12 protein-coding genes and 1 pseudogene are annotated in these 17546 nt (G+C 70.4%); 8 read left to right on the top strand and 5 right to left on the bottom strand.

Going from position 1 to position 17546, the window contains the following annotated elements; translation table 11 throughout:
* The first annotated feature begins 71 nt into the window (after positions 1 to 71).
* On the top strand, positions 72 to 683 hold the full coding sequence (locus DK389_RS21065; RefSeq protein ID WP_109892516.1) for a hypothetical protein: 612 nt from the start codon (positions 72 to 74) through the stop codon (positions 681 to 683).
* Positions 684 to 731: 48 nt separating this feature from the next.
* Here DK389_RS21065 and DK389_RS32675 read toward each other — a convergent pair whose 3' ends face one another.
* From DK389_RS32675 to DK389_RS21050, 4 genes are all read right to left on the bottom strand, one after another.
* The gene (locus DK389_RS32675) at positions 732 to 1181 is read right to left on the bottom strand and encodes a hypothetical protein (protein WP_162560749.1); all 450 of its coding nucleotides are present in this window, start codon (positions 1179 to 1181) and stop codon (positions 732 to 734) included.
* A gap of 448 nt (positions 1182 to 1629) precedes the next feature.
* The gene (locus DK389_RS34405; protein ID WP_236960213.1) at positions 1630 to 2580 is read right to left on the bottom strand and encodes a calcium-binding protein; all 951 of its coding nucleotides are present in this window, start codon (positions 2578 to 2580) and stop codon (positions 1630 to 1632) included.
* A complete protein-coding gene (locus DK389_RS34400) occupies positions 2577 to 3107 on the bottom strand; it encodes a calcium-binding protein (protein WP_236960211.1) in 531 nt (176 codons plus the stop codon). The genes DK389_RS34405 and DK389_RS34400 overlap by 4 nt, the downstream gene beginning before the upstream one ends.
* 417 nt (positions 3108 to 3524) lie before the next feature.
* Entirely contained in the window at positions 3525 to 4817 is a 1293-nt protein-coding gene (locus DK389_RS21050) for a type II restriction endonuclease (protein WP_109892512.1), read from the bottom strand.
* Between the two features lie 474 nt (positions 4818 to 5291).
* On the opposite strand from DK389_RS21050, the gene DK389_RS21045 reads away from it, so the two are divergent.
* Together DK389_RS21045 and DK389_RS21040 are read left to right on the top strand one after the other, a co-directional pair.
* Positions 5292 to 6725: a DUF2254 family protein gene (locus tag DK389_RS21045; protein WP_109892510.1), complete on the top strand. Its 1434-nt coding sequence runs from the start codon at positions 5292 to 5294 to the stop codon at positions 6723 to 6725.
* Positions 6726 to 7031: 306 nt separating this feature from the next.
* Positions 7032 to 10229 (top strand): hybrid sensor histidine kinase/response regulator, encoded by a 3198-nt coding sequence (locus tag DK389_RS21040; protein WP_109892508.1) that lies wholly within the window; start codon positions 7032 to 7034, stop codon positions 10227 to 10229.
* A 223-nt stretch (positions 10230 to 10452) separates the two neighbouring features.
* On the opposite strand, the gene DK389_RS21035 is transcribed toward DK389_RS21040, so the two are convergent.
* Complete coding sequence (locus DK389_RS21035) at positions 10453 to 10650, bottom strand: heavy-metal-associated domain-containing protein (RefSeq protein WP_236960207.1); 198 nt, start codon at positions 10648 to 10650, stop codon at positions 10453 to 10455.
* Positions 10651 to 10942: 292 nt separating this feature from the next.
* On the opposite strand from DK389_RS21035, the pseudogene DK389_RS21030 reads away from it, so the two are divergent.
* The 5 genes and pseudogenes from DK389_RS21030 (at position 10943) to DK389_RS21010 (ending at position 17094) form a co-directional block, all read left to right on the top strand.
* Positions 10943 to 13458 (top strand): annotated as a pseudogene (locus DK389_RS21030) (heavy metal translocating P-type ATPase).
* A 127-nt stretch (positions 13459 to 13585) separates the two neighbouring features.
* Positions 13586 to 14011 (top strand): Cu(I)-responsive transcriptional regulator, encoded by a 426-nt coding sequence (cueR, locus tag DK389_RS21025; RefSeq protein WP_109892504.1) that lies wholly within the window; start codon positions 13586 to 13588, stop codon positions 14009 to 14011.
* A gap of 198 nt (positions 14012 to 14209) precedes the next feature.
* Complete coding sequence (locus DK389_RS21020; RefSeq protein WP_109892502.1) at positions 14210 to 14869, top strand: response regulator; 660 nt, start codon at positions 14210 to 14212, stop codon at positions 14867 to 14869.
* Positions 14866 to 16167, top strand: coding sequence for an ATP-binding protein (locus DK389_RS21015; RefSeq protein WP_109892500.1), 1302 nt, complete (start codon positions 14866 to 14868; stop codon positions 16165 to 16167). Before DK389_RS21020 ends, DK389_RS21015 begins: the two co-directional genes overlap by 4 nt.
* Positions 16168 to 16314: 147 nt before the next feature.
* Positions 16315 to 17094: a COG4705 family protein gene (locus DK389_RS21010; RefSeq protein WP_109892498.1), complete on the top strand. Its 780-nt coding sequence runs from the start codon at positions 16315 to 16317 to the stop codon at positions 17092 to 17094.
* The last annotated feature ends 452 nt before the right edge of the window (positions 17095 to 17546 follow it).

The following is a 17546-nucleotide window of genomic DNA, read 5'->3' as shown; positions in this document are numbered from 1 at the left end:
ATCGACCAGCCTCCCTTGTCATCCGTCCTCTGGCGGGAGAGACGGCTCCGGTAGACGGGGTACCCTGGCCAATGGACATCCCTCCCGACGAACTGACCTCGCTGTTCCGTGTGCCGGACGGTCGGGTCATCGGCATCGAGATTTCGGTCGATCTCGGTGGGAAGCCGGTGGGCCTGGACGAGCTGCTGGGATGCCTCGTTCGCCTTCGCCAGGCTCGGGCGCACGTCGCGGCCGTTGGTGAATTCGGTCGTTGGATCGAGGACCCCGGTGCCCTGTCGGGGCGAGCGCGCCACTCGGCCGAGGAGCTTGCACGTGCGTTGGACGACCCCGATCCGGTCGACCGTTCACGAGCGCTCGACCAATTCGCCCACGACCTCGGGCTGTTCCTGCCCTTCACCTCCGAGCATCGGTTGGGCGCGCGGTTCGAGTTCGTCGGCGGCTATCGCGAAAATCCGACCGGCCTCCGGTTCATCGCCCGCGGAACGGCCTATGCGTTGGTGCTTCTCGTCACCGTGCTCGGCACCGTCCAGGTCCAGAAGGAATACGGAGCCGAGGCCTGCCGCGCGCAGTCCGGCGAGATCACCAGGCGGCAGCTCGCGCTGCTCGAAGCGGCGGCACGCCGACAGGGTCGCTGGACACCGGAAATGGTGGAGAGCCACAAGGTCATCGTTCGGGCTTCCTGAGCGGCAGCGAGCCTGTGCGGATCGACCCTGCAAGGGCTTGGCCTCAGGCTACGTGTCCCGCCCGGGACCGATTTCGAGATCAGGCTCGATGGACCCGGTTCCGATCCCCGTCCCGGACCCTGATGGACCCGGGTCGGCCTGCCCCGACCAAGAGAACGGGCGAGGCTCGCTCCATCGCTTGGTGACCTCGGCCCAGGTCAGCCAACCGTACACGTCGATCGCTCCTCTGAACGGTCCCGCGAGCTCGCCCGCGTCGACGATGTGGAAGCTGCGCTCGACGTGCGTCCGCAGATCGTCCCTGTCCACCACGCCACGCGCCGCCAGGTAATCGACGACGACACCGATGGATTGGACGAAGCGAGCCGTTTGCTCATCGAGCGCGCGCCGGGCGAGGTCCCGTTGCAACTCCAGCCGGCCCTCCAGCCGTTCGATCCGCTTGTGCAGCGCGTCGCCCGCGGACGCCGTCTCGCGCTCCAGATCCGATCCCTCGCTCCGCATCGTGTCGCCCTGCCTGACGCATGTCCGGCTTCAGGGTCGCCGATTCGGCGCTTGACGCCTGCAGGCCGGCACGACGCCGCGGGAAAGTCGTGCCCGACATGGGAGCTTGCACGAGCGCGTCCGCAGGATGCGCAGCTTGATGCGTCGGGTCCGAAGGACAGCGCCGGGCCGGCACGCATTGCCCGCCCCGGCATGCTGCCTTGCGGGGTCCGGCGCGCTGGAGAGCCCCCAGCCACGTGCGTCCCTGTGCGCTCGCCCGCCGTGGCCGCGACCGCTCGCGACGGACGGCGCGTCAGGAGGTCCATGACGAGAGTGATGGAGACGAGCCCCCCGTCGCGGATGAGTCGCTGGGCCCACCCGACCGATGGAAGTTCCGGTCGACGGAGCGGCCGGGCGAGCCCGGCCGCGAGCGTAGGCCCCGCGCATTGCGGCGCGGGGCCGCTGCCGGTCAGGCGAGCAGGTAGTCGTGCTCCGGATTGGGGGACGTGGACGCCGTCTCCTGGAAGATGAGCTGGGAGCCCTCGCTCATGATCGCCGCGTCGTCGACGAAGGCGCCCTGCCTCCCGTCATCGGCGTTGAACATGAAGTCGTCCTGCGCCATCTCGCTCTTCGTCAGGCCTTCGAGGAAAACCGAGCCGTTGCCTTGGTTTGTCTGCCAGCTGACCAGGACGCCGGTGTGGTCGTCCCCGTGCGTCGAGGTTTCGTCGGAGACCGTGACCTGCCCCGGCAGGATGTCGCGCAGCGCGAGGTGGTCGAACGCGCCCGGGCCCGCATCGAAGCCGCTGGTGATGATATCGTCCCCGGTGTCCGGCCCGACGATGAAGGCGTCTGCGCCATCACCTCCGTTCAACTCATCGTTACCTTGGCCGCCGTCGAGCATGTCGTGCCCGGCTCCGGCGTAGAGCTTGTCGTTGCCGCCCTCGCCCATGAGGTTGTCGGCCGCGTCCCCGCCGTAGAGTTCGTCCTTGCCGTCGCCGCCCGCGAGGTGGTCCTGCCCTGCCCCGCCGTCGAGCACGTCGTTGCCCCTGTCCCCGCGAAGGTCGTCGTCTCCGGCCCCGCCGAACAAACGGTCGTCGCCGCCGGACCCGAAGGAGTAGTCGCGCCCATCGGTGCCCTGGAAGGTGTCGGCGTGACCGGTGCCGGTCCGCACGTTGAACGCGTCGAAGCGGAACGTCCCGTCGGGACCCGTGTCCCTCCCCGCGTTGTCGGCGCTGAGGTTGTAGCCCTCGTCAATGATGTCCCTGAGCTCCGCCCTGACGGTTTCGGCATCGGCACTCGTGGGCTCGATGACCTGACGGTCGTCCGTGAACATGAAGTCATCCTGCGCGAGATCCGTCTTGTCGACGCCCTCCAGCAGCACCGAGCCCTGGCCCGCGTCCACGTTCCAGCTGATCCTCACGCCCGCGTCGGTGTCCTCGAAGCGCAGGTCCTCGGGGCGAGGCCGCGCACCGCGAGGTGATCCAGCATGCCCGGGCCGGCCGAGAAGTCGGTGATCACGTCATCGCCGCTGTCGGGCGAGATCACGAACGCATCGCCGCCCGGACCGCCGGTGAGCACGTCGTTGCCGGGGCCGCCCTCCAGGTCTCCGTGGCCGACGCCCTCGTTGAGGTAGTCTCGCCCTTCGGCGCCACGCAGCCCGTCCGCCGCACCGCCGCCAATCAGGACGTCGTCGCCCTTGCCGCCGTCGAGGTGGTCCATGCCGGCGCCGCCGGTGAGGACGTCGCTGCCCTTGCCGCCCTGGAGGTCATCGTCCTGGCCTCGGCCGGACAGGTCATCGTTTCCGTCGCGGCCGAACGCGATGTCCATCCTGCCGGTCCCGGCGTAGGCATCGGAGGCGCGCCCGCCGACGAACAGCTGATAGTCGTCGAAGCTCTGCTGAAGGCCCTGCCCAGTGGCGTGACCTTCGTGCTGCGATTTCCTCGTCATCAGGCGTATCCTCTTTCCGGCGAAGGGACTCAGGATGCAGCCCTGCTTGGGGACTCCTGACCCATACCCTGGCAGGGTACACGCTCACAAAACCGAGGGCCGAACGAAAGGTTTCCTGATCGGGGGCGGTTTAGGACCGTTCGACGCACGAATTCGGCGGCCGGACGGCCGTTCCGTGCGGAGGCGCGCCCTGCGGACAGGGCTGCTGCGAGGATGGGCCTGGGTGCGTACCCCGTCCCGGTACCAAGGGCCCGTCAGGATGAAGGTTCAGGCGCTGGGTCCTGCGGCACCGGATCAACGTCGGGGCAGGCTGGATCAGGCTCCGACGACCGCCGGTCCCGGCGGCGCCGCGTAACGACGGGGCCGTCTCGATGCCTGAAGCGCCGTTCGGGCGGGGCCCGGGCATCTGGACCCCGCTTATCGAGGCACCCCGACCGGTCGAGCGATGGCGAGCACGCCCTTCAAGCCGCTCCCGAAGCGGGCAATGGTCTCGCGGTGCCCGCGCAGCTCGCTGTAGGGGAGGTAGCGCAGGTCGAGCTCGCTCACCCGCGAGAAGGCCGGCCGGGCGAATTGGGCGCGCACGTCGTCCTCCCGGTTGTCCGGGGCGACCAGGAAGAAGTTGCGCGCGGTCCCGCCCTCGACGCCGAGCGCGAGGTCGAGCATGCGCACGATGCCCGAATAGATGCTCGTCGTGTGCTCGACCTCGAAGGCGGCCGCCACGTCACCGGTCGCCTTGTCGAGCCAGATCACGTCGATGAGCCGGACCGTCTCGGCCGAGCCGTTCTCGGTCAGGCGCTCGGGCAGGCGGCCGAGGCAGCCGTCGGACAACCTGCCGCCGGCATAGGGGCGGCTGGCATCGTTCGAGGCGATCCAGACACCGAAGCCCAGGGCAAGCCCGAGGTCCCGAAGCCAGCCCTGGATTTCCGTGTGCGTGTGGTCGGCCTCGCTCGCGGCCTGCGCCGCCTTCGAGGCCGTCTCGGCGGCCTCCGCCCGCACCCGGTCGAGATCCTCGCGCCAGCGCGCCAGGGCGGCGGCCCCGTCGCGCTCGGGCAGCGGGTAGCGGCCGGACCCGACGTCGAACAGGAAACCCGCGATGGCGCCGTAGTCGTTCGAGAGGAGCGTGCGGTGGGTGGCGTTGAGGGCGACGATGCCCCGGCGCATGGCGAGGTACTCGTCCCACTTGCCGAGCTTCACGTTGGCCCCGGTCAGCGCGTTGTAGCCCTTCACGATGGCCGTGTTGAACGGGCTCACCCAGGTCGGGTGGAGGAAGTAGAGGAGGTTCGCCGCGGCCGGGCCCAGGCCCTTGATCCCCGCCCGGTCGAGCGTCTGGATCGCCGCCAGCACGTGTGCCTCGGCGTTGCAGCACAGGCAGGTGTCGAGGAAGCGCCCGAAGGCGACCTGGTTGGCGCGGTTCTCGTAGATGTCCGGGATGCGCAGCTTCGGCTTCCAGAGAAAGGCATGGTCGGCGCCCTTGAACACCTGGCGCTGCTCCGCGATGGAGTGGACCACCGTCTCCAGCGAGGAGCCCCGGTAGGCGTTGCCGAAGGTGTCGGCCTGGATCTCGTCGATGACGGCCTGGATGCCGCGCCGGATCGAGCGGAAGTTCTTGATGCGCTCTTCCCAGAGAAACCAGGTGCGATAGGAGGCGCCGGCGTCCTCCCGCCAGTGCCGGATGAGGTTGGGAACCCAGGCGTCGTCCACGTTCGTCATCGGTTTGCGCTTGCCGGTTGCGAGGGTCGGACTATGCCCTGCCCCCGTATCCAGCACCACAAGGTCGCGGGTACCCCACCGGGGTTGCGGGTGATGGCGGACGGGTGTCGCAACCGTGCAACGGCGGATCAGGCTTGTGCGGCGCTCGTCCCGCGGGGATCCGCTTTCCGGACGTCACACCGACCACCAAGCGGTGCTCCGGTCGAGGCGTTGCCCGGTTCCCGAGCCGCCCGGCCCCGCGGTCTTCGGTTCGACCTTTCCAGGTAAGGCCCTCCGCCGCGAAGCGCCCGGACGTCCTCGGGAGCGGTCAGTCGGGCATGGCGGTCGACGCCGGCCTGCCCGCTCACGGCCGCGTCCCGCGACGATGCGCCGGCAGGATCGGATGTCCATGACCCAGTTAGCCATGCCGCCGGGGAGGCCAGTCCGACGACAGCGACGCTCGAACATACCGGGCAGCTGCGCCGTTCTGTAGGGATGCCCAGTCCCTCGTCCCTCACGTCCGCGCCGCACCGCCTGATCCGGGCCATCCGCCGGGCCTTCAACCAGTTCCTGGCGCTGCCCCTTGCCACCGTAGCAGGCTTCGTCGGCCTCAACGCAGGCGTCTACCTCGCAGACCGTGTCTGGTCGGAGGGGCGCGTCCCGGACGGCCTCGCCTGGCTGGGCAAGCTGTGCGGTGACCACCAGGCGATCGGCAGCCTCCTGACGACCCTGGCGTCAAGCATCATCACGGTGACGTCGATCACCTTCTCGCTCCTGCTCATCGCGGTCCAGCAGGGATCTGCGGCTCTCACGGCCCAGGTCACCGACCAGTTCATGATGCGGCGGGCAAACCAGCTTTACTTCGGGTACTTCGTCGGCCTGTCCGTCTTTGTGTTGTTGACGCTGCTGACAAATAGCGCATTCCACCGGCCGGTGTTCGGCACGATGCTGGCGCTGATCATGACGACGGCTGCGCTCTGCCTGATCATCCTCATGATCTACAATACCATCGACCAGATGCGTCCGGAGCAGATCGTGCTGTTCATCCACCGGCGCATCCTCCGTGCCCGCGAGCACGACGAACCGGTTCTGTCGCAGACCCGGCGGGCACCGCGGCGGCACTGGGTCCTGGCCTCGACCATCCGCTCGCCGGAGAGCGGACACGTGGTCGGCGTCGAGCGGACACAGCTCCGGACGGCGGTCGAAAGCCGGGGTCGGGGAGGCGTGGAGCTGGAGCTGCTCGTCCCGCTCGGCAGCCAGCTCGCCGTCGGCGACCCGCTGTTCGCCTTGCGCGTCGACCCGCACCAGGTCTTGGATCCCAAGCACCGGGAGGAGATCGCGCACGCGGCGGTCGCGGCCGTCACGTTCGACGCCGGCCGCGACCTCAAGCAGGACGCGCGCTACGGCTTGCACCAGCTCGCGACCATTGCCTGGACCTCCACCTCGACGGCCAAGTCAAACCCGAACCCCGGCCAGTCCGTGGTGCATGCGTTGCGCGACATCATCGCGTTGTGGAGCCCCCGCGAGGCCGACCCGCAGGAGGATCCGTCCTCGCCCCTGGTCTACGCCGACAGGACCCCGAGCGAGGCCACCGACGCGCTTGAGTTGATCATTCTCGTGGCGTCGGAGTCGATGCAGGCGCAGACGCTGGCGGACGCCCTGCGGACGGTGGCCATCCTCCTCGGCCACGTGTCGCAGCCGACGGCGGAGCGGCTCGCCGACGTTGCCCGTCGGGCCGTCTCAAGCCTGGGCGAGCACGTCCTGACACGGCAGCTTGCGGCGGCGCTGGACGAGCTCACGGACGCGCTCGACCGGCGCGGGTTCGCGACAATCGCGGGCGCCGTCGCCGACGCCGCGACGCAACTCGGCGCCAGCCTCGGCAAGCTCAATTCCCGCTCGACCCGGGTGCCGGCCGTGGCCGGGCCGTGATCCGGCACGAGGCGGGCCGGTGCCGCATTCCCCCGTGCTCAGGTCTGCCGCTCCATCGGCTGCGATGGCGACGGCGCGCTCGGTCAAACGCATGAGGCACGCCGTCGGCATCCAGAGCGCTCGACATCGAGGCCGTGCGAGGCATGGGCAAGCCGGCCGTGTGCGGTATATCGGGGCGCGCGAGTTCACCGCGCCGTCTTCAGTGGCGCCCGTCGCGGGGCAGGCTCCGGGGCTGCGGAACCGTGAACCCACCGGCTCGGGATCGCCCGAGCCCCTCGATCTCGAAGACAGGCTTTAACCCGGCGCATGGTCGAGAGTGTCCCGCCTCCCGGTCTCGGCTTCCTCTCGGGGGGCGGGCAGATGGGTGCACGCATGCGTGCGCATGATTGGTCGGCCTCGCCGCTCGGCTCGCCCGAGACCTGGCCGCAATGCCTGCGCTCGGCACTGAGCCTGATGCTCGGCTCCAGGTTCCCGATGTTCGTGGCCTGGGGACCGGAGCTCGGGTTCCTCTACAACGATGCCTACGTCGAGATCCTCGGCCGCAAGCACCCGGCTTCGCTCGGGCGGCGCTTCCAGGATGTCTGGTCCGAGATTTGGGAAGACCTCTTGCCCCTGGTCGATGTGGCCATGGCCGGCGAGGCGACCTGGGCCGAGAACCTGCCGCTGACCATGCACCGGAACGGATTCGCCGAGCAAACCTACTTCACCTTCTCCTACTCGCCGGTCAGGGACGATGCGGGCGCAGTCGGCGGCATGTTCTGCGCCTGCACCGAGACGACCGGCAAGGTGCTGGCCGACGAGGCGTTGCGCGCGAGCGAGGCGCGAGCGTCGGGCGTGCTGGAGGGGATGGGCGAGGGCTTCCTGCTGCTCGACCGCGACTTCCGCATCCTGCAGATGAACGCCGAGGGGTTCCGGCTGGAGGACCGGCCGGCGAGCGAGATCCTGGGGCGCTCCCATTGGGAGGTCTATCCCGGGTCGGAGCACATGCCCATCGGCACGATGTACCTGCGCGCCATGCGCGAGCGCATCCCGCTCACGTTGGAGCATCGCTACGTCTGGCCCGACGGGCACGCGGCCTGGCTGGAGGTGCGGGCCTATCCGGCACCCGATGGCTTGGCGCTGTTCTATCGCGACGTCACGGAGCGGCGGGAGCGAGAGGAAGCGCTGCGCGAGGCCGAGGCGCGCCTGCGCGGGCTCGCCGACAACCTGCCCGGCGGCATGGTCTACCAGATCGGCATGCCGCGCGACGGCTCCAGCCGGCGCTTCCTCTACGTGTCGCGCGGCTTCGAGCGGATGACCGGCATCCCGGCCGAGGCGGTTCTGGCCGATCCCAGGGTCGCCTACGAGCTGATCCTGCCCGAGTACCGCGAGAGCCTGGGCGCGGCCGAGCAGGCCGCCATCCGCGACCTGACGCCCTTCGACTTCGAGGCGCCCTTCCGGCGGCCCGACGGCGAGGTGCGCTGGAGCCGCATCATCTCGGCACCCCGGGTGCTGGCGGATGGCTCGCTCGCCTGGGACGGCATCCAGCTCGACGACACCGGCCGCAAGCGGGTCGAGGAACGCCTGCGCGAGAGCGAGGCCAAGTTCCAGGCCATCGCCGACTCCATCGACCAGATGGTCTGGTCGACGCGGCCCGACGGCTACCACGACTACTTCAACCAGCGCTGGCACGACTTCACCGGCGTCCCGGCCGGCTCGACCGATGGCGCGGGGTGGAACGGCATGTTCCACCCCGACGACCGGGAGCGTGCCTGGTCGACGTGGCGGCACTGCCTCGCGAGCGGCGAGGCCTACCGCATCGAGTACCGGCTGCGGCACCGCACCGGGCAGTACCGCTGGGTGCTCGGTCGCGCCCAGCCCGTGCGCGACGAGGCGGGACGGATCACGCGCTGGTTCGGCACCTGCACCGACATCCAGGATCTCGTGGAGGCGCGCGAGGTTCTGGCACGGAGCCGCGAGGAGCTCGAACGGCTGGTGGCCGAGCGCACCGCCGACCGCGACCGCATGTGGCGACTCTCGACCGACGTCATGCTGGTCGCGCGCTACGACGCCACCATCGAGGCGGTCAACCCGGCCTGGACGACCCTGCTCGGCTGGAACGAGCGGGAACTCATCGGACGCGCCTTCATGGACCTCGTCCACCCGGACGACCTGGCCCCTACCCTGGCCGAGGTCGGCAAGCTGCAGGAGGGCCTGACCACCCTGCGGTTCGAGAATCGCTACCGCCGGAAGGACGGCCGCTATTGCTGGCTGTCCTGGACGGCGGTGCCCGCCGAGGCCCTGATCCACGCGGTCGGGCGCGACATCACGGCCGAGAAGGAGGCTGCGCAAACGCTCGCGGAAACCGAGGAGGCGCTGCGCCAGGCCCAGAAGATGGAGGCGGTCGGCCAGCTGACCGGCGGCATCGCCCACGACTTCAACAACCTGCTCACCGGCATCGTCGGCTCGCTCGACCTGATGCAGACCCGCATCGCGCAGGGGCGCACCGATGCGATCGAGAAGTACGCCAAGGCCGCGATGTCCTCGGCCAATCGCGCGGCCGCCCTGACGCACCGCCTCCTCGCGTTCGCGCGCCGCCAACCCCTCGACCCCAAGCCGGTCGACGCCAACACGCTCGTGACCTCCTTGGAGGATTTGCTGCGCCGGACCATCGGCGAGGCCATCAGTCTGGAGATCGTCACCGCCGGCGGCCTCTGGCTGACCTTGTGCGACCCGCACCAGCTGGAAAGCGCGATCCTGAACCTCGCCATCAACGCCCGTGACGCGATGCCCGACGGGGGCAAGCTCACCATCGAGACCTGCAACACGCATCTCGACCGCGCCTACGCCAAGCTGCATCCGGGCGTCGCGCCCGGCCAATACGTCTGCATCTGCGTGACCGACACCGGTTCCGGCATGCCGCCCGACGTGATCGTCCGGGCCTTCGACCCGTTCTTCACCACCAAGCCCATCGGCCAGGGCACCGGCCTCGGGCTCTCGATGATCTACGGCTTCGCCCGCCAGTCCGAGGGGCACGCCAAGATCTACTCGGAGGTCGGCCGGGGCACGACGGTGAAGGTTTACCTGCCGCGCCACCGCGGCGAACTGGCTGCGGACGAGGACGCGGTCACGGGCCTGACGGAGGCGCACCGGGCGGAGGCCGGGGAGACGGTGCTCGTGGTGGAGGACGAGCCCGTGGTCCGCGACCTCATCGTCGAGGTGCTGAACGACCTCGGCTACCGGGCCCTGGAGGCCCAGGACGGACTTTCGGGCTTGAGGGTCCTGCAGTCGCGAGAGCGCATCGACCTGCTCGTGACCGACGTCGGCCTGCCGGGCCTGAACGGGCGACAGCTCGCGGACCAGGCTCGCGAGGGCCGGCCGGACCTGAAGGTTCTGTTCATCACCGGCTATGCCGAGAACGCGATGTTCGGCAACGGGCATCTCGATCCGGGCATGCAGATGATCACCAAGCCGTTCCCGGTCGAGGCGCTGGCCACCCGCATCCGCGCGATGATCGAGGGGTGACCGCGCGGGCGTCGTGCCGGGCTATGGAACCCAGAGGGTGTCCCGCTCGGCAGCATCGCACGATCCCGTGCCACTGCGGATGCACGCCGATGACAGCGCCCCACTGTCCCTGCGCCGTTCCGGTCAATTGATCGCCGCCGCGTCCGCGAGGCGGGCGGTGAGGCAAGTACGGGCCGGGCGGGGGCCGCACCGTGACCTCCCGCCCGCCCGGGTCACTTGAGCGTCAGGCACCGGACGACGGCGTGTAGCCTGCCGATTTCACTGCCCTGCCGACCGCGGCCGCATCCGCCGTGCCGCGCACCGTGACGGTCTTCGTGGCCGGGTCCGCGGCCGCCTGGGTCCCCGGCAGGTCGCCCTCGACGGCGGCCTGGATCGCACCTGCGCAGTGCCCGCAGGTCATGTCGTCAACCCGGAGGACCACGGTAGCGGCATCCACCGGGCGAGACGTGGATGACGGGCGGGCGGTCGCGTTGTTCGTGCAGCAGCACATTCGGAATCTCCTCGTTCGGGATCCCGCCTCAGATGGACCTTCCCATCGTGGGAAGGTCAAGGGTCGCTCCGCGCATTCCTCGCGCCGCAGTGACCGCAGTGCGAATTCACACGGCAGCGGGAGAGGATGGGCGAAGAACGCACGTCCGACCGATCCACGTTCTTGACCTTCCCATGATGGGAAGGACCATCTGGAAAGCCATCGGAACACAACGGAAATAGCGATGGCACAGCAGGCGCGCGCAAGGCCGGTAGCGGAGTCCGGAACGACATTCGATTTCCCCGTGCGGGGAATGACCTGCGCCTCTTGCGTAGGACGCGTCGAGCGGGCGGTCCGCGCCGTCGAAGGCGTGCGGGCAGCCAATGTGAACCTGGCGACGGAGCGCCTCAGCGGCGTCCTGGCGCCGGGAGCCGGCAACGCCGCTGTCGCCGAAGCCGTCCGGGCGGCAGGTTACGAGCCCGTCGAGGCCGTAGCGGAGCTGCAGGTCTCCGGCATGACGTGCGCGTCCTGCGTCGGTCGTGTCGAGAAGGCGCTCCGGCGGGTCCCGGGCGTCCGCGAGGCGAGCGTCAACCTCGCCTCGCAGCGCGCGACCGTGCGCCACCTGGGCGGGACCGAGATGATCCGGCGTCTCGTCGGCGCGGTCGCGGAAGCGGGTTACGAGGCCGAGCCGGTCCTCGGCGACGTCGCACCGGGGGGCGGCAAGAGGCGGCGCGCGCGGCCGAGCTCGCGGCCCTGCGCCGCTCCGTCCTTCTCGCCGCCCTCGCCACAGCGCCGCTGCTCGTGTTCGAGATGGGCGCCCACCTCTCGGGCGACCTGCACCGGGCCCTGGCGGACAATCTCGGGCAAGGCACCGTCACGATCCTGTCGCTCGTCCTCGCCAGCCTGATCCAGTTCGGGCCGGGGCTGCGCTTCTACGCCAAGGGCATTCCCGCGCTCCTGCGTGGCGCCCCCGACATGAACAGCCTGGTGATGCTCGGGACCAGCGCGGCCTACGGCTTCTCGGTCGTCGCGGTCCTGGCCCCCTGGCTCCTGCCGGCCGGCACGGCCTACACCTACTTCGAGGCCGGCGCGGTGATCGTCACGCTCATCCTGCTCGGACGCTGGTTCGAGTCTCGGGCCCGGGGACGCACGAGCGATGCGATCCGCCGCCTGCTGACGCTTCAGGCGAAAACGGCCCGGGTGGTTCGCGACGGCGCCGAAACGGAGGTCGATGCCGGTGCGGTGCGCGCCGGCGACGTCGTCGTCGTTCGCCCCGGGGAACGCTTGCCGGTCGACGGCCTTGTGCTCGACGGCACATCCTACGTCGACGAAGCCATGGTCACGGGCGAGCCCGTCCCGTCCCGCAAGGCGAAAGGCGACACGGTCATCGGCGGGACCGTGAACGGAACCGGCAGCTTCCGCTTCGCGGCCACGAAGGTCGGGGCCGACACGCTCCTGGCGCAGATCGTGCGGACGGTCGAGGCGGCGCAGGGCTCGAAGCTGCCGATCCAGGCGCTCGTCGACCGGGTGACCACCTGGTTCGTGCCGGCCGTTATGGCCGCCGCGTTCCTCACGCTCGTGGTCTGGCTCGCCTTCGGCCCAACGCCGGCGCTGACTTTCGCGCTGGCGAACGCCGTCGCCGTGCTGATCATCGCCTGCCCCTGCGCGATGGGGCTCGCGACCCCGACCTCGATCATGGTCGGCACCGGCAAGGCGGCCGAGCTCGGCATCCTGTTCCGGCGCGGGGAGGCGCTCCAAGCCCTGCGGGACGCGCGCGTCGTGGCGCTCGATAAGACGGGAACCCTGACCAAGGGGAGGCCCGAACTCACGGATTTCGAGGTCTTGGGCGGCTTCGAGGCGGACACCGTGCTGCGTCTCGTGGCGTCGATGGAGGCCCGCTCGGAGCATCCCGTCGCCGCGGCCATCGTTTCGGAGGCGCGCCGACGCGGGCTCACGCTGTCCGAGGCCGCCGGGTTCGAGGCGGTTCCCGGCTTCGGCGTGCGCGGCGTCGTCGAGGGGCGGCGGGTCGACGCCGGTGCCGACCGCCTGATGCGTCGGCTCGGCCTGGACCTTGGCGCCCTGTCGGGTTCGGCCGCGCGGCTGGCCGACGAGGGCAAGACGCCCCTGTACGTCGCCGTGGACGGGGTTCTCGCGGCACTGGTCGCGGTCGCGGACCCCGTGAAGGCATCCACGCCCGAGGCCATCGCGGCCCTGCATCGCCTGAACCTGAAGGTCGTGATGGTCACCGGCGACAACGGCCGGACCGCGCAGGCCGTCGCCCGCCGCCTCGGCATCGACGCGGTCGAGGCGGAGGTGCTCCCGACCGACAAGGCCGATGTCGTCCGCCGCCTGCAGGAGAACGGCACCGTCACCGTGGCTTTCGTCGGGGATGGCATCAATGACGCCCCGGCGCTTGCCCAGGCCGACGTCGGGCTCGCCGTCGGCACCGGCACGGACATCGCCGTGGAGAGTGCGGACGTGGTGCTGATGTCGGGAGACCTCAGGAATGTCGCGAACGCCGTCGCCCTCTCGCAAGCGACGATCCGCAATATCCGTCAGAACCTGTTCTGGGCTTTCGCCTACAACGCGGTGTTGATCCCGGTCGCCGCCGGTGCGCTGTACCCGGGCTTCGGCATCCTGATGTCGCCGATGTTCGCCGGGCTCGCCATGGCCGTCTCCAGCGTCAGCGTCGTCCTGAACGCCCTCCGGCTGCGGGCTTTCGCGCCGGTGCTTGAGACGGCCAAGGCCCCGGCGTCCTGACAGGCGCCTCCCGCCGAGGCGAGGACGGGCGGGGCCGGCGGTCGCGGGCCGTCGGTCATTCCCGTCTCAAGGCCAGGGGCCTGCGGCCGAAGGGCCGTCGACGAACGAACGCGGACAGGAGTTTGATATGAACATCGGTGCAGCCGCAAAGGCCTCGGGCGTCTCGGCCAAGATGATCCGGTACTACGAGAGCATCGGCCTGATCCGGCCGGCGGCGCGGTCCGAAGCCGGTTATCGCGTGTATGAGGGCGCGGACATCCACGACCTTCGCTTCGTCAAGCGCGCGCGAGGCCTTGGCTTCTCGGTCGAGGAAGTGGGCGCCTTGCTCGACCTGTGGCGCGATACGAGCCGGGCGAGCGCTGACGTCAAGGCGCTTGCGATGCGACGGGTCGGCGAGCTGGAGGCCAGGATCGCCGAGATGCAGGGCCTGGCCCGGTCGCTCCGTCACCTCGCCGACAGCTGCTCCGGCGACGCTCGCCCGGACTGTCCGATCCTCGACGACCTCGCCGCCGTGCCCGCGGCGCGGGCACCGCTCGCCTGCACGGGGCCGTAGCCCGCATCCGCAACTCTGGCACGGCCTCAGGTCTCCGAGCCGCGGACCTCGTCTCAAGCCTGGATCCGCCCCGGTCCATCCGAAGCTTGCAAGCCAGTCCCGTTAACGTCAGGCCTTGGTCCCTGGGCAGCTTTTGCACCCTGCGAGCCGGCACGGAATCTTCTCGGGCCAAGCTAGGGGCCGTGGACACTGAATGGCATGCGCATCCTGCTCATCGAAGACGACGCGATGATCGGCGAGGGCCTCGTCCGGGCCCTCGCCGCGCAAGGCATGTCGATCGATTGGGTGCGCGACGGCCGCGAGGCGGAAGCGGCGCTGCGCGGTGATGGACACGCGCTGGTGCTCCTCGACCTCGGCCTGCCCGGCACCGACGGCCTCGATCTGTTGAAGAACGCCCGCAGCCGCGGGGTCGACACGCCGGTCCTCGTCATCACGGCCCGGGACGCGGTGGACAGCCGCGTGGGCGGCCTCGACCTCGGCGCGGACGACTACCTCGTCAAACCCTTCGAGACGCGCGAACTGCTCGCCAGGATGCGCGCGGTCCTCCGGCGGCGGTCGGGCCGGGCGACCTCGTGCCTGGTCGCCGGCCCGACCGAACTCGACACCGAGACGCATGCCCTGTCGCATGCGGATGCCGTCGCGGTGCTGCCCGCGCGGGAATTCGCCCTCATGAATGCCCTGATGGAGCGCCCCGGACGCATCCTGTCCCGCGCGCAGATCGAGGAGCGCATCTACGGCTGGGGCGAGGAGGTCGAGAGCAACGCCGTCGACGCCCTGATCCACGCGATCCGGCGCAAGTTCGGAAAGGGCGTCATCCTCAACGTCCGCGGCGCCGGCTGGATGGTGCCGAAATCATGACCTCGCCGTCGCTCCGCAAGACGGCGCTTGCCTGGATGACGGCGCTCCTGACGCTCGTCGGCCTGATCGCGATGCTCGTCGCCTACGGCCTTGCGCGAACCGAGGCCGCCGACTTCCTCGACGGGCAGTTGCGGCAGGTCGCCCTCAATGCCGGCCCCGGGCTCGCCGACGCGGACGCGCCGCCGGCCGCCGACCAGGACCCCGAGGACCAGATCGCGGTGACCATCTGGAGCCGGGGTGTCCCCACCCGCAGCGATCTGCAGGGGGCCGCGCTGGCGCCTCCCACATCGACCGGCTACGCGGACGCCGTCATGGCCGGGGAGCCGTGGCGGACCTACACGACGGGCAACGCCGTCTGGACGGTCCAGGTCGCGCAGCGCGACCGGGTGCGCCGGGAGTTCGCCCGCAGCGCCGCCATCGGGGCGGCGGCCCCGATCCTGCTCGTCATCCCGCTGTCCTGGCTCGTCGTCGGCTGGGCGATGAACCGGATGCTCGGCCGCCTCGACGCGCTCGCACGCGACCTCGCCGACCGGAGCGCCGCGGCGGCGGCGCCGCTGTCGCTGGCCGGCATCCCGGTCGAGGTGGCGCCCCTCGTCGAGGGCATGAACGGGCTGATCGCCCGGCTGCGCACGGCGCTCGATGCCCAGAAGCGCTTTCTCGCCGACGCGGCGCATGAATTGCGCACGCCGCTCGCCGCCCTGCAGATCCAGGTCGACAACCTGGGCGCCGACGGCGGTGCGGGCCTGGGCGAGCGCCGGGGCGCCATCGCGGGCGGCGTGAGGCGCGCGAGCGCCCTCGTCGAGCAGTTGCTTCGCCTCGCCCGGCTCGATGCGCCCGCGCAGGCCGAGACCGGTCCGGTCGAGATCGTGCCCCTCCTTCTCGACTGCGTCGGCGAGCACGTCGTCGTCGCCCAGCGCAAGGGTGTCGATCTCGGCGTCACGGTGGATGCACCCGCGACGCTGCAGGGCTCCGAGGCCGAGCTCCGGGTCCTCGTCGCGAACCTGATCGACAACGCCGTGCGCTACACGCCGGCCGGCGGACAGGTGGACGTCCGCCTGCATCGTCCGGAGGGCCAGGTCGTCATCGACATCCTCGACACCGGCTGCGGCATTCCGGCGGGTTCCGAGAGGCGCATCTTCGACCGGTTCCACCGCGCCGCCCCGCCCGACGAGGAAGGCTCCGGCCTCGGCCTTGCCATCGCCCGCCGCATCGCCGAGCGCAACCACTTGGGCCTGACGGTCGAGAACCGCCGGGACGGCTCCAAGGGTGTCCTCGCCCGCGTCGTGCTGCCTGCCTAGGGCCGTTCGCGTCAGCGCGGTTCGCGTCAGCGCGCATCCCCAAGGCTCATTCTGTCCTCATTCGGATGGGCTACAGGCTTCGTCCGACGACGGGCCGGGCCTTGCGCGAGCGCGGGCCGACACGCGCCGGAACAAGAGGTCCGCAGCATGAACCGCGACACGTACCCGGTCCCGAGCAAGGTCCCGGAGGTTACCCTCGGCTTCTGGACCATCAAGATCCTCGCCACGACGCTCGGCGAGACCGGCGGCGACACCGTCACGATGACGCTCGGCTGGGGCTATCTCGCGGGCACGGCGCTGTTCGCCGTCGCGCTGGTCGCCCTCGTCGTCGCCCAGATCCTGTCGCAACGGTTCCATCCGGTCCTCTACTGGGCCACCATCGTCGCCTCGACGACCTTCGGCACGACCATGGCGGATTTCGCCGACCGCTCGCTGGGGATCGGCTACACGGGCGGGTCGAGCCTGCTGCTCCTCTGCCTCGCGGCCATCCTCGGCCTCTGGTACCGCTCGGAGGGGACCGTCTCGGTGGACACGGTCTCGACGCCGCGGGTCGAGGCGTTCTACTGGGCGGCCATCACCTTCTCGCAGACGCTCGGCACCGCGCTCGGCGACTGGCTCGCCGACACCGGCGGCCTCGGCTACGAGGGGGGCGCGCTGGTCTTCGCGGCCGGCCTCGCCGGGGTCGTCGCCCTCTACCACCGGACTCAGGTCTCGCGGGTGCTGCTGTTCTGGGCGGCCTTCATCCTCACCCGCCCGCTCGGCGCGACCGTGGGCGACCTCCTCGACAAGCCCGTCGGCGACGGTGGCCTGAACCTCAGCCGTCCGCTCGCATCGGCTGTGATCGCGGCCTTCATCGTGGCAGCCATCGTCCTGCTGCCGCAGCGCGCGGGCCGCCACCCGGGGGCCGAGGCTGCGAAACCGTCGTAACGCGGGAGCGGCCTGCGATGGCTATCGCCAAGGCGCGTGACGGGCCATCCAGGATTGCCGGGATCCCCGGGTTCGACGCGCCCGCAGGGGCGAAGGCTGAACGCTCGGTCCGTACGGGGGCGCGGGACCGGTGAACGCTACGGGAGGCCGGATTCCGGCCTAGGCGTTCAAGCGGCCTGGCTGCCGCCGGGCCGCCGTTCCAGATCGTTCCGCTGCTGGACCTGCAGCGCCATCGTCCGATTGAGCCGCCCCGGCCTCAACGGTTCGCCGTGCCCCAGCGCGTCCCTCGCCAGCGTTGTTACCGGAAGCGGCGAACGGGTCACGCTACCCGCTACCCCAGGGGTCGCATGGTCGACAGTCGATGAGACCCCGGCCAACGGACCGAAGCGCTCCGCTTGTGCCGAGGATCTCGCCGCGGGACCGGGATGCCCGCGCGGGCGGCGCTCTCCCCG

Origin of the sequence: Methylobacterium durans (genome assembly GCF_003173715.1) — a bacterium.
GTDB lineage: Bacteria > Pseudomonadota > Alphaproteobacteria > Rhizobiales > Beijerinckiaceae > Methylobacterium > Methylobacterium durans.
Note: the sequence above shows the minus strand (reverse complement) of the source record. Positions and strands in the feature narration are given on the sequence as shown.